Raw genomic sequence first — 24,635 nt, forward strand, 5'->3', positions numbered from 1 at the left:
ACAAAGGCCCTAATATTCCTGCAACGGTGTAAGCCATTGCCCGCAGAAAAACACCCTTCGTAAACTCGACCAAAGCCGTACGAAAAATCCTTTCAGCTTGTCCTTCAATGACAAATTCCAGACAAAAAAATGCCCGGCGAACCGGGCAAGTTTTTTAGTGCGCGTAATTACAGGTTGTAGCCACGTTCGTTGTGTTGTGCCAGATCGAGGCCAACCGACTCTTCTTCCTCGGTTACACGCAGACCCATCACGGCGTCCAGAACCTTGAGGATGATGAAGGTGACGATCGCGGTGTAGATCACCGTGAAGCCAACGCCTTTAACCTGAATCCAGACTTGCGCGCCGATATCGGTAACGGTACCGAAACCACCCAGAGCCGGCGCCGCGAACACACCGGTCAGAATCGCGCCGAGGATACCGCCGATGCCGTGTACGCCGAATGCGTCGAGGGAATCGTCATAACCGAGTTTGCGTTTCAGGGTGGTGGCGCAAAAGAAGCACACCACGCCCGCCGCCAGACCGATCACCAGTGCGCCCATCGGGCCCACGGTACCGGCAGCCGGAGTAATCGCCACCAGACCGGCAACCACACCCGAGGCGATGCCCAGAGCACTTGGTTTGCCGTGGGTGACCCACTCAGCGAACATCCAGCCCAGCGCAGCCGCAGCGGTCGCGATCTGGGTGACCAGCATCGCCATGCCGGCGGTGCCATTGGCCGCCGCAGCGGAACCGGCGTTGAAGCCGAACCAGCCGACCCACAGCATCGCCGCGCCCATCAGGGTGTAACCGAGGTTGTGCGGTGCCATCGGGGTGGTCGGGAAGCCTTTGCGCTTGCCCAATACCAGGCAGGCAATCAGACCGGCCACACCCGCGTTGATGTGCACCACGGTGCCGCCCGCGAAGTCGAGCACGCCCCAGTCCCACATCAGGCCGCCGTTGCCGGACCAGACCATGTGCGCGATCGGTGCGTAAACCAGGGTGAACCAGATGCCCATGAAGATCAGCATCGCGGAGAACTTCATCCGCTCGGCGAACGCGCCGACGATCAGCGCCGGGGTGATGATCGCGAAGGTCATCTGGAAGGTGATGAACACCGCCTCAGGGAACAGCGCCGCTGGGCCGGTCAGGCTCGAAGGCGTGACACCGGCGAGGAACGCCTTGCCCATGCCGCCGAAGAACGAGTTGAAGTTGACGACGCCCTGCTCCATGCCGGTGGTGTCGAACGCAATGCTGTAGCCATAAATGACCCACAGGATGCTGATCAGACCGGTAATGGCGAAGCACTGCATCATCACGGAAAGAATGTTTTTCGAGCGAACCATGCCGCCGTAGAACAGCGCCAGGCCCGGGATGGTCATGAACAGCACGAGGGCTGTGGAGGTGAGCATCCAGGCGGTGTCGCCGGAATTGAGGACTGGGGCCGCCACTTCGTCTGCCGCCATTGCAAGGCTTGGCATTACGATGGACAACAGGGCTCCTAGCCCTGCGAATTTACGCAGAGTCATATTGTTTTCTCCTGGGGCGTTGGGTTTGTGGCGGCTTTTAAATCGCGTCGGTATCGGTTTCGCCGGTACGGATACGAATCGCCTGTTCCAGATTGACCACGAAGATCTTGCCGTCACCGATCTTGCCGGTGTTGGCAGCCTTGGTTATCGCCTCGATAACACGATCCAGATCCTTGTCGTCGATGGCCACGTCGATTTTCACCTTGGGCAGAAAATCGACCACATATTCCGCGCCGCGATACAGCTCGGTGTGACCCTTCTGCCGGCCGAAGCCTTTGACTTCAGTAACGGTAATGCCCTGCACGCCGATTTCGGACAGCGACTCGCGCACGTCGTCCAACTTGAACGGCTTGATGATGGCAGTGACTAGCTTCATGAAACTCTCTCCCGAATTGGTGGACTTGCCCCAGGAAAACAAACCCGACTCAAGTCTAAGCGCAGTGCCTGGCTTTGTAACGCATCGTCGGCCTTGACCGCCCGACTGACGCCAGCTAACCGCATCAGACGAAACTCCCCGTTCCGCCTGCCGCACTGCATTCGTCACAGCGACTGCATCAGTGCATGGGTCACAGGTGACTAAGCAGAAACCTTGCCATCTCGCCAAAACCCACTGATTTCAATCCCTTGGCCGCTGCCGCAGGCACTCCCGTGCAAAAGGCGTCGCGGATACGCACAACAACGGTGCGTCGCCGTCCGTCCGCCTGCGCGAAAAGCGTGCATCCCTGCCTGCGAGATTGACTATAGACACTGCGTGATACACTGCCTGCCATTGTTTTCAGGACATTCCCCATGCTCGCACCCAAAGACTTCCTCGACGCCTTGAGCGGCACCGCCTCCCGCCTGTTCAGCGGCGACACCCCGCTGCCGAAAGCCGAAATCGAAAGCCAGTTCAAGATGCTGCTGCAAAGTGCCTTCAGCAAACTCGATCTGGTGAGCCGGGAAGAGTTTGATAGTCAGATGGTCGTGCTGGCCCGCACTCGCGCCCGCCTCGAAAGCCTCGAAGCGAAAGTGGCCGATATGGAAGCGAAGCTGACTCCGCCAGCCGAGTAACCCTGCTCCCCCTGTAGGAGCTGCCGAAGGCTGCGATCTTTTGATCTTCAGCCCTTCAATCATCTCGGCAACGTCCTACAACCTGAGTGACCGCCGTCCGATTGCGTCGAAAAGCCCCGGTTCCTAAGCTCACCCGATGCTGAATGTTCAGCACCGGGTTTGGCGACCTGGATAGAGTTCGACGCATTGCGACTATGTTCGACCTTGGGACTTTTCCCATCTCGAATTATGGCGGCTGTGCGTGGGAGACCTTAGGGTCTGCCGGTTCCGGATTCACCGGTTCGCCAACCTGCGCATAGCTGCCACCCCTATCGTTTGGCGACGATCAGAGGCAGTTTTCTTCATTCGAATTCGAGAACTGCACCATGGAAGAAACCTATTTAAAGCCTTACCTCTTCACCCGCCACAAACTCCCCCTCCACGCCCTCCTCATCCAGAACCAACCCTGGTTCTGCGCCCGAGACCTGAGCCGCCTGCTGCACATCTACCTAAACGAACGCATGCTGCGAAAACTCGACTCCGACCAACACCAAACCCGCAAAACCCTGATCCACAACCAAATCGAAAACACCCTGCTGATCAGCGAATCCGGCGTCTACGCCCTCCTCGTCTACCACTACTGCCCCGAATACCGAGCCTTGCGCGAATGGCTCACCCACCAAGTCATCCCCACCCTGCGCGACACCCAACACCCCACCACAAGCGACGCCCACAACTGAGCCTACTCAACTGGCCGGACATGACATTGAGTTTGCTGCACTGGAATAACCAGCCGTGGATTCGGTTGCAGGATGTGCCGTTGATGATGGTGGAACGTGAAGAGCCGAAGCGCCCAATAACGGGGCCTTGGTGGAAAAGGGCTTCGCGGATGCTGCAATCGCTATAAGCCCGCATGCCTGAGCTGGGCCCTGCGCAAATCGTAAGTCGACTGAAGACTCATCCAGAACTCAGGCGTCGTGTTGAGATGAATGGCAAGTCTGATTGCCAAGTCGGCGTAGATCCTGAGCTGGCATTTCACAAGCTTTTCGATCTCACTTTCGGGCCATTTCGTGGGCATGGCCAAATCCATGACGGTCATGCCCATCGGCTTCATAAACTCCTTATTCAGAACCTCGCCCGGATGAATCGGGCGCATACCATTGCGGTTCATTTCTAGTCTCCAGAGGCTGCATTGAGCGGCCAAACTGGAGCATCCGACTCCGCGATACAAGACCGTCGAAACCCTTTCGCCGGCGTCCTACAACTATTAGGGCACGGCCCTACAAAAATCAGCGTCTGCGCCTGATTCCGTGAGTTGTTCCCTGTGATTACGCTGGTGGCTTTCGCCTGCGCTGGTCGATCCAACAAGTCGAATTGCAGACGAATCACATTGATCGCCAGACACTCTGGTTCTGGACCTCTCTTGTCTGACTTGCTCAAACTCAAAGAAAACACGCTGGTTCAGCACCCAGATGGCGGTTACATCTTCGGCACGATCCCCGATATGCCAAAGTTCGGCTTGCCAGGCGGGAAAATTTATTTGCGAGTAGGTATTCACCGCCGAGCGAATAGCGGTTTTGGCGTAGTACACGTATGGGAAGCCCATAGAGCCGACTTGCTCAAACATGGTTGCCAGACTGTCGATGGGGTAGCAGCGATTGTTGCGAAAATGATCGTCCCGGGAGCGCAAATCTATTGCGAGTTCAAAGAACAGCGATGTGGAAACAGGGTCGCGGTACTGAGGACATCTATGGGAACACTGATTCTTGAACCGCGACACGAGCGCGCCACAGGATTTGGTTACTTCGTGGTGACTTGGTACCCGCAAAAGCGCGCGCATGGCACGTTGGTGGGGCAGATACCACGGGCATCATCCAATCAGAAATAAAAAAGGCGTCCAATGGACGCCTTTTAAGTATTTTTTGAGGAGTAGTCGCAGCGATTCTTTAGCTCCTGGCTTTACAGCCTTGGGTTCAGAATCCGACAGGCTCGCCCGTCGTCACTACTTCAGAGAAACCAGCTTTCTCTGCTGCCAAAAATGCGGGGGAGCTTTTGCTGGTGCCCAGTCCCGACGAATGCGCAGTTGCAGTCCTCGGACGGGATGATCCGTCAATGCCGGTCGAGAGTCAACGCTCCAATTCAGGGAGGCAGTGCCACGCCATTGGGTTTTGATACGTCTTGTAAACCTCTATTCCAGCACTGAAACCCGGCTCAACTACCCTTAAAAAACCCGCAGGAAGCGGCCCCCGATTCAGCTCAAGGAACGACCATGTCCCTCTCCATCGTCCACAGTCGCGCCCAGATTGGCGTGGATGCTCCCGCTGTCACTGTCGAAGTCCATCTGGCCAACGGCCTGCCGTCGCTGACCATGGTCGGCCTGCCCGAAGCAGCGGTGAAGGAGAGCAAGGATCGGGTGCGCAGCGCGATCATCAATTCCGGGCTGCAGTTTCCGGCGCGGCGGATCACCCTGAATCTTGCGCCGGCGGATTTGCCCAAGGATGGCGGGCGGTTTGATCTGGCGATTGCCTTGGGGATTCTGTCGGCAAGTGTGCAGGTGCCGTGTCTGACGCTGGATGATGTGGAGTGTCTGGGTGAATTGGCATTATCCGGTGCTGTGCGGCCGGTGCGCGGGGTGTTGCCCGCGGCATTGGCGGCGCGCAAGGCCGGGCGAGCGCTGTTGGTACCGCGGGCGAATGCCGAGGAGGCGTGTCTGGCGTCGGGATTGAAGGTGTTTGCGGTGGATCATCTGCTGGAGGCGGTGGCGCATTTCAACGGGCATACGCCAGTGGAGCCTTACGTATCGGACGGTTTGATGCATGCCGCCAAACCCTACCCCGACCTCAACGAAGTGCAGGGGCAAATGGCAGCCAAACGTGCACTGCTGATTGCGGCAGCAGGCGCGCATAACCTTTTGTTCAGCGGGCCGCCGGGGACGGGCAAGACGTTGTTGGCCAGTCGATTGCCGGGACTGCTCCCGCCGCTGCCCGAATGCGAAGCGCTGGAGGTGGCCGCCATTCAATCCGTTGCCAGTGGCGTACCGCTGACCCATTGGCCGCAGCGTCCCTTTCGGCAGCCTCATCATTCTGCCTCCGGGCCGGCGCTGGTCGGTGGCAGTTCAAAACCGCAACCCGGCGAGATCACCCTCGCCCACCACGGCGTGCTGTTTCTCGATGAGCTGCCGGAGTTTGATCGCAAGGTGCTGGAGGTACTGCGCGAACCGATGGAGTCCGGGCATATCGTGATTGCCCGGGCCAAGGATCGCGTGCGTTTTCCGGCGCGGTTTCAGTTGGTGGCAGCGATGAATCCGTGCCCCTGTGGATATCTTGGCGAGCCGAGCGGCAAGTGTTCCTGCACGCCGGACATGGTGCAGCGCTATCGCAACAAACTGTCGGGGCCGCTGCTGGACCGGATCGACTTGCACCTGACAGTGGCGCGGGAAGCGACTGCGTTGAATCCACAGGTGAAACCGGGAGAGGACAGCGCCAGCGCAGCGGCGTTGGTGGCCGAGGCGCGTGAAAGACAGCAAAAGCGTCAAGGCTGCGCCAATGCATTTCTTGATCTGCCGGGCCTGAAAAGGCACTGCAAGTTATCCACAGCCGACGAAACCTGGCTGGAGTCCGCCTGTGAGCGACTGACGTTGTCGCTGCGCTCAGCCCATCGTTTACTCAAAGTCGCCAGAACCCTGGCAGACCTTGAGCAAGTCGATGCAATCAGGCGTGAGCACTTGGCCGAAGCGCTGCAGTATCGGCCGGCGACGCCTTAATGCTCGGTCAGATCAACCAGTGGCGCCTGCCGCACTTCGGTTGCGCGCCCGGCCTGAATTTCGGTTACACGCTTCAAGGCGTTATCCACAGCATTTTTGTCGGCGAGCAGGCTGTAGCTGATCTGGAACTGTTTGTGTTCCTTCGGCGCAATGGTCGGCACCAGATTCAGCGGACGCTGATAGCGGCGGTTGTAGGAGAAACTGGTGCCCGGCTCCAGTCCCGTGACATAGCCCTGCCCTTGGGTGTCAGTGTTTTTCCACAGGGAAAACACCGGCAACTGCTGGGTGTTGAAGCCGACGGAAACACCGAGGCTGCCGGCCTTGTTATGCAGAACGGTCAGGGTTTCGCCTTTGGCGTCAGCATAGGGCACGACGTTGTAGACGGTTTCGTCGTAGTCCTTGGTCGGGGCGCGGTAGGTCTGCCAGTCGGGCAAATCACCCTTGGCCTTGTCGTTGAAAGGCGAGACCTGTTTCACCGGCGCAGCAAAACGGGCGCCCTGCTCAAGGAACGGCGTACTGAAGTTGCTGTGATACAGCGCCTGATATTCCTTTGGATAATCGCCGTTGTTGGTCAACTTATCGTTGAGTGCGAAACGCACGCTGCCGGGCTCGGTGACCAGTTCAGTGACGACCGTGAAGTCGACTTTCTTGAACGCCTGCTCTTTCAGTTCGCCGCGCAGACTGATGGCGTAGGGTGGTTCTTCATCGATGTGCAGCGTGACAGTGCTGGCCGGGATGTTGGCGGCGCGCCCGTGCAGGGTCAGCAGCTCACCATTGTCCATGCCGGGATGGCCGACCCATTCGTAACCGCAGCGGGTCACCAGTTCGTTGAAGCCTTCCAGCCAGCCCAGGCCACCGCGTCCGTTGAGTTCGATGAATGCCGGATTGACCACATCCTTGACCGGCGAATCCCAGCCCATGCGCACGTTGCCAACGGAGGCGTGCAGGACATTCATGCCACGGGTCGGCACCACAGAGAGTTTCATCGTGCCGTTATCGATATCCACGATGCTCACACCTTCCTGCCGCCCACCATGCAAGGTGCGCAGGCTTATCGAGAAGGGTTTGTCGGTTTTCACGCCGAGTTGCTCACTGGTGATGGTCCAGTTTTGCGCGGGCTTATTGGCATCGAGAAGGACGTAATCCCAAGCCATGGCATGGGAGGCAGCGGACAGTGCGCCGAGTGCGGCGACGAGTTTGAGCGGGGACATGGCAGCAGCCTTTATTGGAGTTGTGCCATTTTTATAGCGCTGCGGAAACGTTTCAGCAAGTGTATTAGATCGACAGATCGCATGTTCTGCCGAAGATCTTCAGTGATGCAATCGCGAGCAGGCTCGCTCCCACAGGGGATCCGGGTCTTCACAAAATCTGTGATTCGCACCGGACACTGTAGGAGCGAGCCTGCTCGCGATAGCTATTTCAGGCGCACATCAACGGAAGCGATCAACCTCGGAACGCAAGTCCGCCGCCAGTTTCTCAAGCTCCTTGGCGGTCACGGCCAGGTTGGAAACCACTTCACGCTGCTCGCTGTTGGCCAACGCAATACTTTGCAGGTTGCTGCTGAGCAACGTCGCGGTGCTGCTCTGCTCCTGCGTCGCCGTGGTGATCGCTGCAAACTGCTGCCCCGCCGAACGGCTCTGCTCGTCAATCCGCGCCAGCGCAGATGCCACGTTGGCGTTGCGCGACAGACCTTCCTGCATCAGCACATTGCCCTGCTCCATGGTGCTGATCGCGTTGCCGGTTTCCTGCTGAATGCTCTGGATCATGCCGGAGATTTCATCGGTCGCCTGACGAGTGCGCGACGCGAGGTTACGCACCTCATCCGCCACCACCGCAAAGCCGCGACCTTGCTCGCCCGCACGCGCCGCTTCGATGGCTGCGTTGAGCGCCAGCAGGTTGGTCTGCTCGGCAATCGAGGTAATTACGCTGACGATGCCACCGATTTCCTGGGAACGCTGACCAAGAGTGTTGATCACGGTGGCGGTGGTGTTCAGCGCGCCGGCGATTTGCTCCAGAGAGGACGAAGCCTCTTCCATCGAGCTGCGACCAATCTGCGTTTGCTGCGCGTTTTCCTGAGCCAATCGCTGGGTGGCGCCCATGTTGTCGGCGATGTCCAGCGAGGTGGCGCTGAATTCTTCTACCGCGCCGGCCATGCTGGTGATCTCGCCGGATTGCTGCTCCATACCTTCGTAAGCTCCGCCGGACAAACCGGAGAGCGCCTGCGCGCGGCGGTTGACCTCTTCCGAGGAGCGGCGGATGTGCTCGACCATGGTCGACAACGCCTGGCTCATCTGGTTGAACGCGCGGGACAGTTGACCGATTTCGTCGTTGCTCGACACGTTCAGACGCACGCTCAGATCCCCGGCGCCCAAGGCTTCGGCCTGACGCACCAGATCACTCAACGGTGCCAATTTGCTTCGCAGCAACCACACCACCGAACCGACCGCCAACAGCATCGCCAGCAAACTGCCGATGGCCAGTTGCGTACCCACGCTCCAGGTCACCGCACGGATTTCGGCTTTCGGCATGCTCGCCACGACCGCCCACGGCCCACCGTCGAACGGCACCGAAACGCTGTAGAAATCTTCAGCCTTGTCGCTCCAGAACTGGCCTTTGCCCGGGGTTTTGGCCAGGCCGCCAATCACCGTAACCGCCTGATCCAATGCTTGTACGCCCGCCGGGGCAACCAGCCATTTGTTTTGCTCATCCAGCAGCGCCAACGAGCCGGTCTGGCCGATACGGAAGCGCTTGAGGTTGTCGAACTGGGCGTTCTGCGCGTCGGTGTAGTCGAAGCCGACAAACAGCACCGCGATCACCTTGCCGCTGCTATCACGCACCGGGGTGTATTGAGTCATGTAGGAACGATCAAACAACAGGGCGCGACCGACATAACCCTGGCCCGCCATCAATTTCGCATAGGCCGGGTGAGCGTGATCAAGCAAGGTGCCGATGGCGCGAGTACCGTCCTGTTTGGTCAGGGAGGTGCTGACACGGACAAAGTCTTCGCCACTGCGCACGAACAGCGTGGCGACACCAGCAGTCATCTGCTTGAACTCGTCGACTTCCTTGAAGTTGTTGTTCAGCACTTCGCTGCCCAGGTGCAGGCCCGGTGTCTGGGTGCCTGCCACGCTCACGGGCTCACTCGGGTGAATGCTCAAACCTGCGCTGAAGCGCTTCTCGAACAGCCCGCTCAGGCGCTGGGTGCTTTCACGCAGCGTACCGTGGAAGGTGCTCAGTTGGTCGGCGAGCAGACGCGCCTCACTGGCCAAGTGCTCTTCACGGGTGGCGAGGTTGGCTGTATCCAGCGAACGCAGGGCGAACACCGTACTGCCGCTGATGACAATCGCCAGTATCACGGCGAGCGCGAGACCAAGCTGTGAGGCGATCCGAGCGCGAGGTTGAGACATGGACAGCTCCTGGCCGAACTTGTCGATCCTCCTTGATCGCAGCTCGGATAATTTTCTAATGGGGGTGAATCCTGGATACCGGCACGACGGTTCCACATGCACGTATTCGGCGGCAAAACCGAATACTTGAGCGAACAGCAGGGTTATGGCACAAGGCCGGCATTGTGACGGCTCGATCGTTTCAGCTCAAGCGCGTGACGGCCGGCAGCGCCATGGCGCGGACTTCGCCTTGCAGGAAGTCACTGAGGCGGCGCAAACGTTCACCTCCCGGCCGGGTTTTTGGCCACACCAGATAATAATTCAGTCCACTGGCGACGGCGGTTGGCCACGGCAGACTCAAACGTCCCTGCGCGACATCCTCGGCGACCATCAACAGATCGCCCATCGACACGCCGTAACCGCGCGCCGCTGCAATCATCCCCAACTCCAGCGTATCGAACACCTGGCCGCCCTTGAGCGACACCTGATCAGAAAGCCCCATATGCTCCAGCCAACTGCGCCAATCACGGCGATCCGGAGTGGGATGGAGCAATTCGGCGAACGCCAGACGCGCCACGTCCCATGGCTGGTCATTCAGCAGGTTGGGCGCGCCCACCGGGATCAGCTCTTCGGGAAACAGCAGGCTGGCCTCCCAGTCCGGCGGAAAATGGCCGTCGCTCAGCAGCACGGCGCAATCGAAGGGCTCATCGTTGAAATCTACCGAGTCCACGTCCATCCAGGCACTGGTCAATTGCACTTCGTTACCCGGCTGCAAATGACGAAAGCGACTGAGGCGCGCCAGCAGCCAGCGCATGGTCAGAGTCGACGGGGCTTTCATGCGCAGGATGTCGTCCTCTGCGCGCAAGGTGTTGCAGGCGCGCTCAAGGGCAGTGAAGCCTTCACGGATGCCCGGCAGCAGCATGCGCGCCGACTCGGTCAGTTGCAGATTGCGCCCGCTGCGGTGAAACAAGCGGCAGGCGAAGTGTTCCTCTAGCGTACGAATGTGCCGGCTCACCGCGCTCTGGGTGATCGACAGCTCCTCGGCCGCGCGAGTGAACGAGCTGTGCCGCGCCGCCGCTTCAAATGCGCGCAGGGCATACAAAGGAGGAAGACGACGAGACATTCGGAAAGCTCCTATAGCGGGATGCGGCCAACTTATCAGAATCTGTTCAGGATGAGTTTTAATCATGCAACCCATCCTTTTTATCCCTTTGTGCATTCCCTGCCAAGCGCCGAGAATCGACGCTCTCCTGTTCCCTCTATTGATGAGTGGTGAAGACCATGCAGCATCCTGTGCGTACCGAACTCTGGGCCATCCTGCGGCTGTCGGGGCCGTTGATTGCTTCACAGTTGGCGCACATGTTGATGGTGCTGACCGACACCGTGATGATGGCGCGCATCAGTCCCGAAGCGCTGGCCGGCGGCGGCTTGGGCGCGGCAACTTATTCGTTCGTGTCGATTTTCTGCATCGGCGTGATTGCCGCGGTCGGCACCCTGGTGGCGATCCGTAAGGGCGCCGGCGACATCATTGGCGCCGCCCGCCTGACCCAAGCGGGATTGTGGCTGGCATGGCTGATGGCGCTGGGCGCAGGCTTGCTGCTGTGGAACCTGAAACCGGTGTTGCTGCTGTTCGGCCAGACCGAAACCAACGTCATCGCTGCCGGGCAATTTCTGATCGCCCTGCCCTTCGCCCTGCCCGGCTATCTGAGCTTCATGGCACTGCGCGGTTTCACCAGTGCGATTGGCCGGGCGACGCCAGTGATGGTGATCAGCCTTGCTGGCACGGTGGCCAACTTCTTGCTCAATTACGCGCTGATTACCGGCATGTTCGGCCTGCCGAAACTGGGTTTGATGGGCATCGGGCTGGTGACGGCGATCGTCGCCAACTGCATGGCGCTCGCGTTGGCCTGGCACATTCGCCGGCATCCCGCATATGACGCGTATCCGTTGCGCGCCGGCCTGTCGCGGCCGAACCGGCAATACCTCAAGGAACTCTGGCGGCTCGGTCTGCCGATTGGTGGCACTTACGCGGTGGAAGTCGGGTTGTTCGCCTTCGCGGCGTTGTGCATGGGCACCATGGGCAGCACGCAAATGGGCGCGCACCAGATTGCCCTGCAGATCGTTTCGGTGGCATTCATGGTGCCGGCGGGGATGTCGTACGCGATCACCATGCGTGTCGGCCAGCATTACGGCGCCGGTCAGTTGCTGGATGCACGCATGTCCGGTCGGGTCGGTATCGCGTTCGGCGCGGTGGTGATGCTGGGTTTTGCGATGGTGTTCTGGCTGCTGCCGAATCAATTGGTCGGATTGTTTCTCGATCACAACGATCCGGCGTTTGCCGAAGTGATCCGCCTCGCGGTCAGTCTGTTGGCAGTGGCGGCGTGGTTCGAGTTGTTCGACGGGACACAGACGATTGCCATGGGCTGCATCCGTGGGCTCAAGGATGCCAAAACCACGTTTCTGGTCGGGCTTGGGTGCTATTGGCTGATCGGCGCGCCGGCGGCGTGGTGGATGGCGTTCCACCTGAACTGGGGACCGACGGGGGTCTGGTGGGGCTTGGCGTTGGGGCTGGCGTTTGCGGCGGTGAGCCTGACGCTGGCGTTTGAATGGAAGATGAAGCGGATGATTCGGCGTGAGCCTGCGTCATCCAATCAATACACAGTCGCCCAGACCGACTGAGATCCCTTGTAGGAGAGAGCCTTTGTGGCGAGGGGATTTATCCCCGATGGGTGGCGAAGCCGCCCCAAAACCGGTAGCTGGGGTCTATCAGATGTATCCAGTGCTATGGTCTTGCGACTGCTTCGCAGCCGATCGGGGATAAATCCCCTCGCCACAATGTTGTTCCAAATTGAGTTATGGAGTTAGCTCACGACTTCCAGGGCTGGATGCTGACTCGAACCAAACGTCAGGTACTCCACCAGCTCCGCCAACGGCAGCGGCTTGCTGATCAGGTACCCTTGAACCTGATCGCACCCGAACCCGCGCAGCAGATCCAGTTGCTCCGGGGTTTCGACCCCTTCGGCGACCACTTCAAGATGCAGGTTGTGCGCGAGGTTGATCATCGCGTGCACCAGTTTGCGGTTCTCTTCGCGCTGCTCCATGCCGCCAACGAAACTCTTGTCGATCTTCAGCAAAGTGATCGGCAAGCTATTCAAGTGCACGAACGACGAAAACCCGGTGCCGAAGTCATCCAGCGAAAAACGCACGCCGAGGCGGCCGAGGGCGTCCATGGTCTGTTTGACCAGATCACTGCGGCGCATGACAGCGGTTTCGGTCAGTTCGAATTCCAGCCACTGCGCCTCGACGCCACGCTCGGCAATCAACCGGCTGAGCGTCGGCAGCAACTGGCTGTCCTGAAACTGGCGGAACGACAGGTTGATCGCCATGTGCAACGCCGGCAGCCCGCGCTCACGCAAAGCCTGCATATCGCGCAGGGCCCGGGAAATCACCCAATAACCCAGCGGCACGATCAAACCGCTCTGCTCGGCCAGCGGCACGAATTCGCTCGGTGGCAGCAGACCGCGTTCGCCGTGACGCCAGCGCACCAAGGCTTCGAGGCCGACGATCTGGCCGTCCTCAAGATTCAGACGTGGCTGGTAATGCAGCTCCAGCTCATCGCGACGCAAGGCCCGGCGCAGCTCGCTTTCGAGGTCGGCCATGCTCCGCGCGTTGCGGTTGATGCGTTCGTTGAAGATATGAAAGGTGCAGCCCTGGGTGCTTTTGGCCTGCTGCATGGCGATGTGCGCGTGCCACATCAGTGGGTCGGCGCCACCCTGTGCGCGGGCATGGGCGATGCCGAGGCTGGAGCCGATCAGCAGGCTTTCGCCATCGACCCAGTAAGGTTCGGCCAAGGCTTCGGTAATGCGTTCGGCCATCCACTCGGCGCGTTGCGGCGCGCGGCGGGTGTCGATCAGCAGGGCGAATTCATCGCTGCCCAGCCGCGCCAGTTGATCGCCGGCCTCGAGCTGACTCTTCAGCCGTGCGACGACTTGCAGAATCAAGCGGTCGCCGGCCTGATGACCGAGGGCGTCGTTGGCGTGGCGGAAGTTATCGAGATCAAGATGCCCGAGCGCAAGGCCCCGGCCGTCGTTTTCCGCGAGGCGCGCCGCCAGCAAGGTCTGAAAACCCTGGCGGTTGGCGATGCCGGTCAGCGGGTCTTGTTCGGCGAGGCGTTGCAGGGTGTTTTCCAGCACGCCGCGTTCGCGCACATGGCGCAGGCAACGGCGGAGCATGTCGGCGTCGAGGGCGTCGAACACCAGCCAGTCGCTGACGCCAACGGGCGCGGTGGCCGGCTCGTGATCCAGCAGCAACACCGTCGGCAAACTGCAACGGCCCGGCGCGGGTTGCAATGCGGGAAGGGTCAACAGCACCGCGTGGCGGTTGTCTTCGAACAAACTGCTGACCGACTCCCAGTTCGGCGCGCTGATCAGCACTGCCGCGCTCCCCATCGGAGCCAGACACTCGCGCAATAACGCTGTCCACGCTGGCTCTTCGGCCAGTAGCAGCAAACGCAAGGGTTCGACAGGCGTAGACAAGCTAGCTCCCTAGACTCTGCAATGATGTGGGCGGGGCATTATGCCGTTGCGCTGTTCAATGACCAAATGACAACGGTTATCAAAACGTTATTTTGTGTCACGAATGAGAACATTAGCCGCAAAATCTCCACGCATCCTGCGTGAAAGTAACAAAACCGGCAAATTTGAATCGCGTGGTGCGTCACAAGTCGGACAGAGCAGCACAAATCGCTGAGCCTGTTAAAATGCCGGCCCATTTCGTCAACGACTCCCGAATTTTCGTATGTCCCGACTCAATCCCCGGCAGCAAGAAGCCGTGAACTACGTCGGCGGCCCTCTATTGGTGCTCGCCGGTGCTGGCTCCGGCAAGACCAGCGTGATCACGCGCAAAATCGCGCACCTGATCCAGAACTGCGGCATCCGCGCCCAGTACATCGTCGCCATGACCTTTACCAACAAGGCCGCGCGCGAGATGAAGGAACGGGTCGGCACCCTCCTGCGTGCCGGCGAAGGACGCGGCCTGACGGTCTGCACCTTCCACAACCTGGGCCTGAACATCATCCGCAAGGAACACGTGCGCCTGGGCTACAAACCCGGTTTCTCGATCTTTGACGAGACGGATGTCAAGGCGCTGATGACCGACATCATGCAGAAGGAATACGCGGGCGACGACGGCGTCGACGAGATCAAGAACATGATCGGCGCCTGGAAAAACGACCTGATCCTGCCGCCTCAGGCGCTGGAAAACGCGCGTAACCCGAAGGAGCAGACCGCTGCCATCGTCTACACCCACTATCAGCGCACGCTCAAGGCGTTCAACGCGGTGGACTTCGACGACCTGATCCTGCTGCCGGTAAAACTCTTCGAAGAGCACGCCGACATCCTCGAAAAGTGGCAGAACAAGGTTCGCTATCTGCTCGTCGACGAATACCAGGACACCAACGCCAGCCAATACCTGCTGGTGAAAATGCTCATCGGCAAGCGCAATCAATTCACCGTGGTGGGCGACGACGACCAGTCGATCTACGCCTGGCGCGGCGCACGGCCGGAAAACCTGATGCTGCTCAAGGACGATTACCCGTCCCTGAAAGTGGTGATGCTGGAGCAAAACTACCGCTCCACCAGCCGCATCCTGCGTTGCGCCAACGTGCTGATCTCGAACAACCCGCACGAATTCGAAAAGCAGCTGTGGAGTGAGATGGGCCACGGCGACGAGATCCGCGTGATCCGCTGCCGCAACGAGGACGCCGAAGCCGAGCGCGTGGCCATGGAAATCCTCAGCCTGCACTTGCGCACCGACCGGCCGTACAGCGATTTTGCGATCCTCTATCGCGGTAACTACCAGGCCAAACTGATCGAGCTGAAGTTGCAGCATCACCAGGTGCCTTATCGCCTGAGCGGCGGCAACAGCTTCTTCGGCCGCCAGGAAGTGAAGGACCTGATGGCCTACTTCCGCCTGATCGTGAACCCGGACGACGACAATGCCTTCCTGCGGGTGATCAACGTGCCGCGCCGCGAGATCGGCTCGACCACCCTGGAAAAACTCGGCAATTACGCCACCGAACGCAAGATCTCGATGTACGCCGCCACCGATGAAATCGGTCTGGGCGAACATCTGGACAGCCGTTTCACCGATCGCCTGTCGCGCTTCAAGCGCTTCATGGACAAGGTCCGCGAGCAGTGCGCCGGCGAAGACCCGATCTCGGCGCTGCGCAGCATGGTCATGGACATCGACTACGAGAACTGGCTGCGCACCAACAGCTCCAGCGACAAGGCTGCCGATTACCGGATGAGCAACGTCTGGTTCCTGATCGAGGCGTTGAAAAACACCCTCGAGAAGGACGAAGAAGGCGAAATGACCGTAGAGGATGCCATCGGCAAACTGGTCCTGCGCGACATGCTGGAACGTCAGCAGGAAGAAGAGGACGGCGCCGAAGGCGTGCAGATGATGACGCTGCATGCGTCCAAGGGGCTGGAATTCCCTTACGTGTTCATCATGGGCATGGAAGAGGAAATCCTCCCGCACCGCTCCAGCATCGAAGCCGACACCATCGAAGAGGAGCGCCGCCTGGCCTACGTGGGCATTACCCGCGCGCGTCAGACCCTGGCCTTCACCTTTGCCGCCAAGCGCAAGCAGTACGGCGAGATCATCGATTGCGCGCCGAGCCGCTTCCTTGATGAGCTGCCACCGGACGATCTGGCGTGGGAAGGCAACGACGACACACCGACCGAAGTCAAAGCCGTGCGCGGCAACAACGCATTGGCCGATATACGCGCGATGTTAAAGCGCTAGAATTGACCACTTTTTACTAGACCTTCGGCGCACAAAGCGCCAAATGAGGACAGCTTCATGGAAGCATTGCACCAGAAAATCCGCGAACAAGGCATCGTGCTTTCCGACCAGGTCCTGAAGGTCGACGCCTTCCTGAACCACCAGATCGACCCGGCCCTGATGAAGCTGATCGGCGACGAATTCGCCTCGCTGTTCAAGGATTCGGGCATCACCAAGATCGTCACCATCGAAGCCTCGGGCATTGCCCCGGCGATCATGACCGGTCTGAACCTCGGCGTGCCGGTGATCTTCGCCCGCAAGCAACAGTCCCTGACCCTGACCGAAAACCTGCTGTCGGCGACCGTTTATTCGTTCACCAAAAAGACCGAAAGCACCGTGGCCATCTCCCCGCGTCACCTGACCAGCAGCGACCGCGTGCTGATCATCGACGACTTTTTGGCCAACGGTAAGGCGTCCCAGGCGCTGATCTCGATCATCAAGCAGGCTGGCGCCACCGTCGCCGGCCTGGGCATCGTCATCGAGAAATCGTTCCAGGGCGGCCGCGCCGAGCTGGATTCGCAGGGTTACCGCGTTGAATCGCTGGCGCGTGTCAAATCGCTGAAGGATGGCGTTGTAACCTTCATCGAATAAACCCCGCATTACCCCTGTAGGAGTGAGCCTGCTCGCGATCGCTTAGTGTCAATCAACCATTTCGGTGACTGATGCACCGCTATCGCGAGCAGGCTCACTCCTACAGTTGTTTTGGGGTGTGCAGTTATTGCGCGGTGGCCTTCAGGCCGGTAAGCAGCAGGCGTTGGAACAAGTCTTCCTTCAACCCTTCCGGATTCGTCAGCTGCATCCGCTCCAGATGCTCCGGATACAACGAAGCTTCCGGCGCATCCAGCGCTGCCTTGCCCAACTCCAGAATCTCGGTCAGCTTGAACTTGCTCTTCAGCCAGTTCAGCGCTCGCAACACATCCCGCTCGATCACCGTGAAATCACAGCCCAGCGGATATTCCGGAAACAGGTTCGGATGCCGCGCGGCAATCGCCTGCAAGCGTTGCGGCGTGTTCTCGGCAAAACGCGGATCGATGCGGAAATCCTTCGGCAGTTTGCCAACCTTCTGCGCCTGCTCGATCAGCCCCGGCTGGAAGCGTGAGTCGCTGATATTCAACAATGCCTCGATCACCGCCGCGTCGGTTTTGCCGCGCAGATCGGCAATGCCGTACTCGGTGACAACGATGTCGCGCAGGTGCCTCGGGATCGTGCAATGGCCGTATTCCCAGACGATGTTCGAACTGACGTCACCGCCGGATTCGCGCCAACTGCGCAGGATCAGAACGGAGCGCGCATCGTGCAGCGCATGGCCCTGGGCAACAAAGTTGTACTGCCCGCCGACGCCGCTGAGCACCCGCCCGTCTTCCAGTTGGTCCGCCACGCCTGCGCCAAGCAACGTCATGGTGAACACGGTGTTGATGAAACGTGCATCAAGGCGCTGCAAGCGCTTCAACTCTTCCTGACCGTACAACTCGTTGATGTAGCTGATGCGGGTCATGTTGAATTCGAGGCGTTTGTCCTGCGGCAGCTCACGCAGGCGCTCGTAAAAACTGCGCGGGCCGAGGAAGAATCCGCCGTGCACCGAGATGCCGTCAGTCTGCGCGGCCTCGTCGAGGGTGCCGGCGTTGGCCTGCTCCTGAGTCGGCACGTCGGGGTAAACCTTGCGCCGGATAATCCCTGCATCCGCCAGCACCAGAAGGCCGTTGACGAACATTTCGCTGCAACCGTAAAGCCCTTTGGCGAACGGCGCGGTGCCCCCCTCGCGTTCGATCAGTTGCGCCCACTGGCTGAGGTTCACGTCGGCGAGTAACGCTTGATACCCGGCGTTATCAGCTTGGCGCGCCAGCAATGCGGCGGTCAGCGCATCGCCCATCGAGCCGATGCCGATCTGCAACGTACCGCCATCGCGCACCAGGGTGCTGGCGTGCAGACCGATGAAATGGTATTGAAAACCGACCGGCATATTCGGCGTGGAAAACAGCGTGCTGCTGTCCTTTTCGTCGATCAGCAGGTCGAAGGTGTCGATATCAACCTCGGCATCGCCGGGCATGTACGGCAGATCGGTGTGCACCTGGCCGACCAGCAGAATGGTCTCCCCGGCGTCACGGCGCTTGGCGATCATCGGCAACAGGTCGAGGGTGATGTCCGGGTTGCAGCTCAGGCTCAGACGGTCGGGATGCTCGCTGCTGCTGGCGAGCAGTTGCGCCACGAGATTCAGACCGGCGGCGTTGATATCGCGGGCGGCGTGGCTGTAATTGCTGCTGACGTAATCCTGCTGGGCCGGCGCGCTGTGAAGCAGGCTGCCGGGCTGCATGAAGAACTGCTGAATGCGGATGTTGGCGGGCAGGGTGTCGCGTTGCAGGTCGGCGAGGAAATCGAACTCCGGGTAATCGCCGAAAACGCGCTCGACGAAGGGCTCGATAAAGCGCTTCTGCAAGCCATCGCCCAAACTCGGCCGACCGAGGCACAGAGCGGTGTACATCGTCAGTTGCCGCTCGGGCAGCTCTTTGACGCGCCGGTACAGCGCGTTGACGAAGTGGTTGGGTTTGCCCAACCCCAGCGGCAAGCCCATGTGGATATGCGCCGGCAACCGCGCGAGCACGTCGTCCACTGCCTGTTCGATCGAACACAACTGCACCATCTGAAGCCTCCCGCCCGTTCCGTGAATAGAGGTAGACCGAGATTGCCTCGACTTTGCTGCAAAGGACAGCTTCAGAGTGAATGGTCGCTGTTCTTGAAATGTTTCCGACTCGAATTTGTTGCCCTCACCCTAGCCCTCTCCCGGAGGGAGAGGGGACTGAATGGGGGATATTGGGGAGATACGCCGACTTGAAACAGCTTTGCTGAATCCATAATCGCTAAGGTCTTTCAGGTCGATGGATAGCGAAAGACAATTCGGTCGGCCCCCTCTCCCTACGGGAGAGGGCTGGGGTGAGGGGCTCTTGAATCGCGCCCACAAAAAAACCGTCCGAAGACGGTTTTTTTCGTCAGAAGCGCGCCTTACTTCAGGCCGGACATCTTCTCGATTGCGCCCTTCAGATCGGCGTCGGTGCAATCGGCACAGGTGCCTTTTGGCGGCATGGCGTTGATGCCGGTGATGGCCTTGGCCAGGATGCCGTCGAGGCCACCCTGGTGATCGGCACGTTCTTTCCAGGCGGCGGTGTCACCGATTTTCGGCGCGCCCAACAGACCGGTGCCATGGCAAGCGTTGCAATGTTTGGCAATCACTTCGTCCGGGGTTTTCGCACCGCCGCCACCGCCGGCGGTCGCTACCACTTCCATCCCTTTGCATTCCTGACCCTGAACGCACACCTGGCCGACAGGCTCAAGGCGTTTGGCAATGTCGTCATTCGTCGCAGCTTGAGCGCTGACAGCCCAGAGGGCCAGTACGGTTGCTGGTGCGGCCAGCATTTTCATAATTAGGTTCACGCGTTCACCCTCAATGGTGGCTATTCACGCCTGCGGCCACGGTTCGCAGGCGGGCGCAAGTATAGCGGGTAGCCCGCCACTCTGAAACAACCCCATAGACAAAGGGGTTATACCGCGCTGTGGAAAAACGGTTCGGATGCCTTCGCCGTTATGGCTTGGCGTCTCTTTGTTTAAAAATTTGCCGGTGTTGCTGCGCTGATTAGCCGCGCCGGAGTATCGAACGGATTACGGAATCGATGCGGCTTGGTACTTTCAAAATAGTAGCTGTCGCCGGCTTCGAGAATAAAAGTTTCCACACCCACCACCAACTCCAGACGACCTTCCACCAGAATCCCGGTTTCCTCGCCCTCATGGGTAAGCATTTCTTCGCCAGTATCGGCGCCCGGCGGGTAGATTTCATTGAGGAACGCGATGGCCCGGCTCGGGTGCGCGCGGCCGACCAGTTTCATGGTCACGGCGCCGTCGGAAATGTCGATCAGCTCGTTGGCCTTGTAGACGATCTGGGTCGGTTTTTCCTGCAGGATTTCTTCGGAAAAGAACTCGACCATGGACATGGGAATCCCGCCAAGCACCTTCCTCAGCGAACTGATCGAAGGGCTGACGCTATTCTTTTCGATCATCGAAATGGTGCTGTTGGTGACGCCCGCGCGCTTGGCGAGTTCACGCTGGGAAAGCCCTTTGAGCTTGCGGATCGATTGCAGTCGTTCACCGACGTCCAAGGCTGGAGCCTCCTGATATTGTAGAAATATTGAGCGTTATCATGGCGACAGCGTTCAGTATTTACAACACATGGGCTCAGTAGAGGCCTCAAGCCTCGGAATAGAGCCTTGGCACTCGACGCAGGTTGCAGAAAATCTGATACGGAATGGTGTCCGCCCACTTCGCCACTTCGCTGGCGAGGATGTTTTTGCCCCACAGCTCGACGGTCGAACCCAATCCGGCTTCCGGTACATCGGTCAGGTCGATGCAGAGCATGTCCATCGACACGCGGCCGATGATGCGACTGCGTTGGCCAGCCACCAGTACCGGCGTGCCGGTCGGTGCCTGGCGCGGGTAGCCATCCGCGTATCCCATGGCAACCACGCCGATGCGCATCGGTTTGTCGGTGATGAATTTGGCACCGTAGCCAACGGGCTCACCGGCGGGTAATTCGCGTACGCAGATGACTTTCGATTCAAGCGTCATCACCGGTTGCAGGCGCTCGGCCACGGCGCTGGCTTCTTCGAACGGCGTCGCGCCGTAAAGCATGATCCCCGGACGCACCCAATCGCTATGAATTTGCGGCCAACCAAGCACGGCCGGCGAGTTGCGCAGACTGACCTCGGCGGCCAAACCCTGACGCGCCGCTTCAAATACCGCCACCTGATCGGCGCTGCTCTGCTCGTGCAATTCATCGGCACGGGCGAAGTGGCTCATCAGCACGATCTTCGCCACTTTGCCGCTGGCCAGCAGCCGTTGATACGCCGCTGGATAATCTTTCGGATGCAGACCGACGCGATGCATGCCCGAATCAAGCTTAAGCCACACGGTGATTGGCTTGCTCAGCGCCGCCTGCTCGATCGCTTCGAGCTGCCACAGCGAATGCACCACACACCAGAAATCATGCTCGACGATCAGCGCCAGCTCATCGGCCTCGAAAATCCCTTCAAGCAACAACACCGGAGCCTTGATGCCGGCAGCACGCAGTTCCAACGCTTCTTCGATGCAGGCCACGGCAAAACCGTCAGCCTCGGCTTCCAGCGCCTGGGCACAACGCACGGCACCATGGCCGTAAGCATCGGCCTTGATCACTGCCAGCGCCTTGGCACCGGTGACTTCGCGGGCAATTCGGTAGTTGTGACGCAGGGCTTGGAGGTCGATCAGGGCACGGGCAGGACGCATGGCGGCAGACTTCTAGGCGGTCATGGGAAGAAAAACCGGCGCTGGCTGACGGCGTGAACCGCCAACAGCACCGGGAGAGGGATCATTACAAAAGGTTTACGGCAGCGCGGCAACGATAGAGATTTCCACCAGAATGCTCGGCTTGGCCATCTTCGCTTCCACAGTAGCGCGGGCCGGGGCGGCGCCTTTGGGCAGCCACTGATCCCACACCGAGTTCATCCCGGCGAAGTGCGCCTCGATGTTGTTCAGGTAGATCGTCGCCGAGAGCAAATGCTGTTTGTCCGTCCCGGCCAGATCCAGCAAGCGCTCGATATTGGCGAGCACTTCGCGGGTCTGCTGCTCAACCCCGGCGTCGAAGTCGTCACCGACCTGCCCGGACAGGTACACCATACCGTTGTGGCTGACGATCTGACTCATGCGCTCATTGGTGAGCTGGCGCTGGATTGCCATGTTTTGCGGACTCCTGTGGCTTGTTGCCGTAACGGGAAATATCGAGGCCTTCGGCGCTGATCTGCGGCTTTTTCTTCGCCATCAGGTCAGCCAGCAAACGACCGGAACCGCACGCCATGGTCCAACCGAGCGTGCCGTGACCGGTGTTGAGGAACAGATTCTTGAACGGTGTGGCGCCAACGATCGGCGTGCCGTCCGGGGTAGTCGGACGCAGGCCGGTCCAGAAACTCGCCTCGGCCAGATTGCCACCCTGAGGATAAAGGTCGTTGACGATCATCTCCAGGGTTTCGCGCCGACGCGGATTAAGCGACAGGTCAAAACCGGCGATTTCGGCCATGCCGCCCACGCGGATGCGGTTGTCGAAACGGGTGATCGCGACCTTGTAGGTCTCGTCGAGAATGGTCGACGTCGGGGCCATGTCCGGGTTGGTGATCGGCACGGTCAGCGAGTAGCCCTTGAGCGGGTACACCGGGGCCTTGATGCCCAGCGGCTTGAGCAGTTGCGGCGAGTAGCTGCCGAGGGCCAGCACGTAGCGGTCGGCGGTTTCCAGCTTGCCGTCGATCCACACGCCGTTGATGCGATCACCGGCGAAGTCGAGCTTCTGGATGTCCTGGCCGAAACGGAATTCCACACCCAGTTTCACTGCCATTTCGGCGAGTCGGGTGGTGAAGATCTGGCAGTCGCCGGTCTGGTCGTTCGGCAGGCGCAGGGCACCGGCGAGAATGTCGGTCACGCCAGCCAGGGCTGGCTCGACGCGGGCAATGCCGGGGCGGTCGAGGACTTCAAACGGCACGCCGGATTCTTTCAGGACGGCGATGTCCTTGGCGGCGTTATCCAGTTGCGCCTGGGTGCGGAACAACTGAGTGGTACCGAGGCTGCGGCCTTCGTAGGCGATGCCGGTTTCGGCGCGCAATTCGTCGAGGCAGTCGCGGCTGTACTCGGACAGACGCACCATGCGCTCCTTGTTCACCGCATAACGGCTGGCGGTGCAGTTGCGCAGCATCTGCGCCATCCACAGGTACTGGTCGATGTCGGCGGTAGCTTTGATCGCGAGAGGGGCGTGGCGTTGCAGCAGCCACTTGATCGCCTTCAGCGGCACGCCCGGCGCAGCCCACGGCGAGGCATAGCCCGGCGAGACCTGGCCGGCGTTGGCGAAACTGGTCTCCATGGCCGCAGCTGGCTGCCGGTCGACCACCACCACTTCAAACCCGGCACGGGCCAGATAATAAGCACTGGCGGTACCGATGACGCCGCTACCCAAGACCATAACGCGCATTTTTGTATCCCTCGTCGCGGCGGATCGCCGACGTGTTGTCAGAGCAATGATGCGCGCAGTGTAAAAAATAAATGCCAGTGCTTTTCACTATATAAGCGCCTATATTTGGCGACAATTCTCGGCAAAAACCCTTTTCACGGAGGCGCATCCCCTATGCGTACCAACACTCAGACCAAACGTGAGCTGGACAAGATCGACCGCAATATCTTGCGGATCCTGCAAGCAGACGGGCGGATTTCCTTCACCGAACTCGGGGAAAAGGTCGGTCTCTCCACCACGCCGTGCACCGAGCGGGTGCGCAGACTGGAGCGCGAGGGGATCATCATGGGCTACAACGCCCGGCTTAATCCGCAGCACTTGAAGGGTAGTCTCTTGGTGTTCGTCGAGATCAGCCTCGACTACAAATCCGGCGACACTTTCGAAGAGTTCCGACGCGCGGTGCTGAAATTGCCTCACGTGCTGGAGTGTCACTTGGTATCAGGGGATTTCGACTATCTGGTGAAGGCGCGGATTTCCGAGATGGCCTCGTACCGCAAGCTGCTGGGCGACATCCTGCTCAAGCTGCCGCATGTGCGCGAGTCCAAGAGCTATATCGTGATGGAAGAGGTGAAGGAAAGCCTGAGCCTGCCGATTCCGGATTGATCACCACAATGATCGTACCCACGCTCTGCGTGGGAACGATCATGACTCGGTCCAGAATGGACGCAGAGGCTAGACCAACACCTGCCGATTCGCCGCCATGTACTCGAAGATTTGCTTTTCAACACGCGGATGAATCAGCTCCACCGGCCCCCGCCCATTCGGGCAAGGCAACGTCTTCGTCGTCCCGAACAACCGGCAAATCAGTGGCCGCTCGCCATACACCGTGCAGCCATTCGGTCCCAAGTGCACACAGTTCAGCGCCTCCATCGCCGCATCCTGCTCGGCGCGGGTCTTGCGCGGCAGGCGCGCCATCTCCTCGGGCGAAGTGGTTACCGGCCCGCAGCAGTCGTGGCAGCCCGGCACGCAATCGAACGTGGGGATCTGCTGGCGCAGGGTGCGGATTTTTTCGCTGTTGCAGCTCATCGAAGCGG

General features: G+C 59.8%; 21 protein-coding genes and 1 pseudogene. 8 read left to right on the forward strand and 14 right to left on the reverse strand.

Annotated features, from left to right (window positions below; genetic code table 11):
• Positions 1–167: 167 nt before the first annotated feature.
• Together ACA043_RS28565 and glnK are read right to left on the reverse strand one after the other, a co-directional pair.
• Entirely contained in the window at positions 168–1,505 is a 1,338-nt protein-coding gene (locus tag ACA043_RS28565) for an ammonium transporter (protein ID WP_007920417.1), read from the reverse strand.
• Positions 1,506–1,542: 37 nt separating this feature from the next.
• Positions 1,543–1,881: a P-II family nitrogen regulator gene (gene glnK / locus ACA043_RS28570; RefSeq protein ID WP_002555808.1), complete on the reverse strand. Its 339-nt coding sequence runs from the start codon at positions 1,879–1,881 to the stop codon at positions 1,543–1,545.
• A gap of 413 nt (positions 1,882–2,294) precedes the next feature.
• Between glnK and ACA043_RS28575 the strand changes: the two genes are divergently transcribed.
• Together ACA043_RS28575 and ACA043_RS28580 are read left to right on the forward strand one after the other, a co-directional pair.
• Positions 2,295–2,555, forward strand: a complete 261-nt coding sequence (locus ACA043_RS28575) for an accessory factor UbiK family protein (RefSeq protein ID WP_497615594.1) — start codon at positions 2,295–2,297, stop codon at positions 2,553–2,555.
• 365 nt (positions 2,556–2,920) lie between these two features.
• A pseudogene (locus ACA043_RS28580) lies at positions 2,921–3,441 on the forward strand (BRO-N domain-containing protein).
• On the opposite strand, the gene ACA043_RS28585 reads toward ACA043_RS28580, so the two are convergent.
• The gene (locus tag ACA043_RS28585) at positions 3,436–3,705 is read right to left on the reverse strand and encodes a HigA family addiction module antitoxin (RefSeq protein ID WP_497658313.1); all 270 of its coding nucleotides are present in this window, start codon (positions 3,703–3,705) and stop codon (positions 3,436–3,438) included. The pseudogene ACA043_RS28580 and the gene ACA043_RS28585 sit on opposite strands and share 6 nt — an antisense overlap.
• Before the next feature lie 252 nt (positions 3,706–3,957).
• Here ACA043_RS28585 and ACA043_RS28590 point away from each other — a divergent pair, with 252 nt between their 5' ends.
• Complete coding sequence (locus ACA043_RS28590; RefSeq protein ID WP_401264571.1) at positions 3,958–4,422, forward strand: hypothetical protein; 465 nt, start codon at positions 3,958–3,960, stop codon at positions 4,420–4,422.
• Positions 4,423–4,803: 381 nt separating this feature from the next.
• The gene (locus ACA043_RS28595; protein ID WP_497658314.1) at positions 4,804–6,297 is read left to right on the forward strand and encodes a YifB family Mg chelatase-like AAA ATPase; all 1,494 of its coding nucleotides are present in this window, start codon (positions 4,804–4,806) and stop codon (positions 6,295–6,297) included.
• Here the strand turns inward: ACA043_RS28595 and ACA043_RS28600 are convergent.
• From ACA043_RS28600 to ACA043_RS28610, 3 genes are all read right to left on the reverse strand, one after another.
• A complete protein-coding gene (locus tag ACA043_RS28600) occupies positions 6,294–7,508 on the reverse strand; it encodes an aldose 1-epimerase family protein (RefSeq protein ID WP_401264611.1) in 1,215 nt (404 codons plus the stop codon). The two genes, ACA043_RS28595 and ACA043_RS28600, sit on opposite strands and share 4 nt — an antisense overlap.
• A 219-nt stretch (positions 7,509–7,727) precedes the next feature.
• Positions 7,728–9,704: a methyl-accepting chemotaxis protein gene (locus ACA043_RS28605; RefSeq protein WP_401264613.1), complete on the reverse strand. Its 1,977-nt coding sequence runs from the start codon at positions 9,702–9,704 to the stop codon at positions 7,728–7,730.
• 181 nt (positions 9,705–9,885) lie between these two features.
• Positions 9,886–10,806 (reverse strand): LysR substrate-binding domain-containing protein, encoded by a 921-nt coding sequence (locus ACA043_RS28610; protein ID WP_497658315.1) that lies wholly within the window; start codon positions 10,804–10,806, stop codon positions 9,886–9,888.
• Positions 10,807–10,964: 158 nt separating this feature from the next.
• On the opposite strand from ACA043_RS28610, the gene ACA043_RS28615 reads away from it, so the two are divergent.
• Positions 10,965–12,362, forward strand: a complete 1,398-nt coding sequence (locus ACA043_RS28615) for a NorM family multidrug efflux MATE transporter (RefSeq protein ID WP_401264616.1) — start codon at positions 10,965–10,967, stop codon at positions 12,360–12,362.
• Positions 12,363–12,544: 182 nt separating this feature from the next.
• On the opposite strand, the gene ACA043_RS28620 is transcribed toward ACA043_RS28615, so the two are convergent.
• The gene (locus ACA043_RS28620) at positions 12,545–14,218 is read right to left on the reverse strand and encodes a putative bifunctional diguanylate cyclase/phosphodiesterase (protein WP_187680364.1); all 1,674 of its coding nucleotides are present in this window, start codon (positions 14,216–14,218) and stop codon (positions 12,545–12,547) included.
• Positions 14,219–14,480: 262 nt separating this feature from the next.
• Here ACA043_RS28620 and rep point away from each other — a divergent pair, with 262 nt between their 5' ends.
• Positions 14,481–16,490 (forward strand): DNA helicase Rep, encoded by a 2,010-nt coding sequence (gene rep / locus ACA043_RS28625; RefSeq protein ID WP_038359196.1) that lies wholly within the window; start codon positions 14,481–14,483, stop codon positions 16,488–16,490.
• Positions 16,491–16,547: 57 nt separating this feature from the next.
• A complete protein-coding gene (locus ACA043_RS28630; RefSeq protein ID WP_007920398.1) occupies positions 16,548–17,120 on the forward strand; it encodes a xanthine phosphoribosyltransferase in 573 nt (190 codons plus the stop codon).
• 124 nt (positions 17,121–17,244) lie between these two features.
• Here the strand turns inward: ACA043_RS28630 and ACA043_RS28635 are convergent, their stop codons facing one another.
• From ACA043_RS28635 to dadA, 6 genes are all read right to left on the reverse strand, one after another.
• Entirely contained in the window at positions 17,245–19,167 is a 1,923-nt protein-coding gene (locus tag ACA043_RS28635; protein WP_497658316.1) for an acetyl-CoA hydrolase/transferase C-terminal domain-containing protein, read from the reverse strand.
• 359 nt (positions 19,168–19,526) lie between these two features.
• On the reverse strand, positions 19,527–19,943 hold the full coding sequence (locus ACA043_RS28640) for a c-type cytochrome (RefSeq protein ID WP_187680380.1): 417 nt from the start codon (positions 19,941–19,943) through the stop codon (positions 19,527–19,529).
• Positions 19,944–20,125: 182 nt separating this feature from the next.
• Entirely contained in the window at positions 20,126–20,674 is a 549-nt protein-coding gene (locus tag ACA043_RS28645) for a cupin domain-containing protein (RefSeq protein ID WP_187680362.1), read from the reverse strand.
• 88 nt (positions 20,675–20,762) lie between these two features.
• Entirely contained in the window at positions 20,763–21,836 is a 1,074-nt protein-coding gene (gene alr, locus ACA043_RS28650; RefSeq protein WP_401271967.1) for an alanine racemase, read from the reverse strand.
• A 96-nt stretch (positions 21,837–21,932) separates the two neighbouring features.
• Complete coding sequence (locus ACA043_RS28655) at positions 21,933–22,286, reverse strand: RidA family protein (protein WP_401271968.1); 354 nt, start codon at positions 22,284–22,286, stop codon at positions 21,933–21,935.
• The gene (gene dadA / locus ACA043_RS28660) at positions 22,258–23,562 is read right to left on the reverse strand and encodes a D-amino acid dehydrogenase (protein WP_497658317.1); all 1,305 of its coding nucleotides are present in this window, start codon (positions 23,560–23,562) and stop codon (positions 22,258–22,260) included. Before dadA ends, ACA043_RS28655 begins: the two co-directional genes overlap by 29 nt.
• 153 nt (positions 23,563–23,715) lie before the next feature.
• On the opposite strand from dadA, the gene ACA043_RS28665 reads away from it, so the two are divergent.
• On the forward strand, positions 23,716–24,204 hold the full coding sequence (locus tag ACA043_RS28665) for an Lrp/AsnC ligand binding domain-containing protein (protein WP_003177284.1): 489 nt from the start codon (positions 23,716–23,718) through the stop codon (positions 24,202–24,204).
• A gap of 69 nt (positions 24,205–24,273) precedes the next feature.
• Here ACA043_RS28665 and ACA043_RS28670 read toward each other — a convergent pair whose 3' ends face one another.
• Positions 24,274–24,627, reverse strand: a complete 354-nt coding sequence (locus ACA043_RS28670; RefSeq protein WP_497658318.1) for a YkgJ family cysteine cluster protein — start codon at positions 24,625–24,627, stop codon at positions 24,274–24,276.
• Between the last annotated feature and the right edge of the window lie 8 nt (positions 24,628–24,635).

It is taken from the genome of Pseudomonas sp. LBUM1648 (assembly GCF_059716145.1).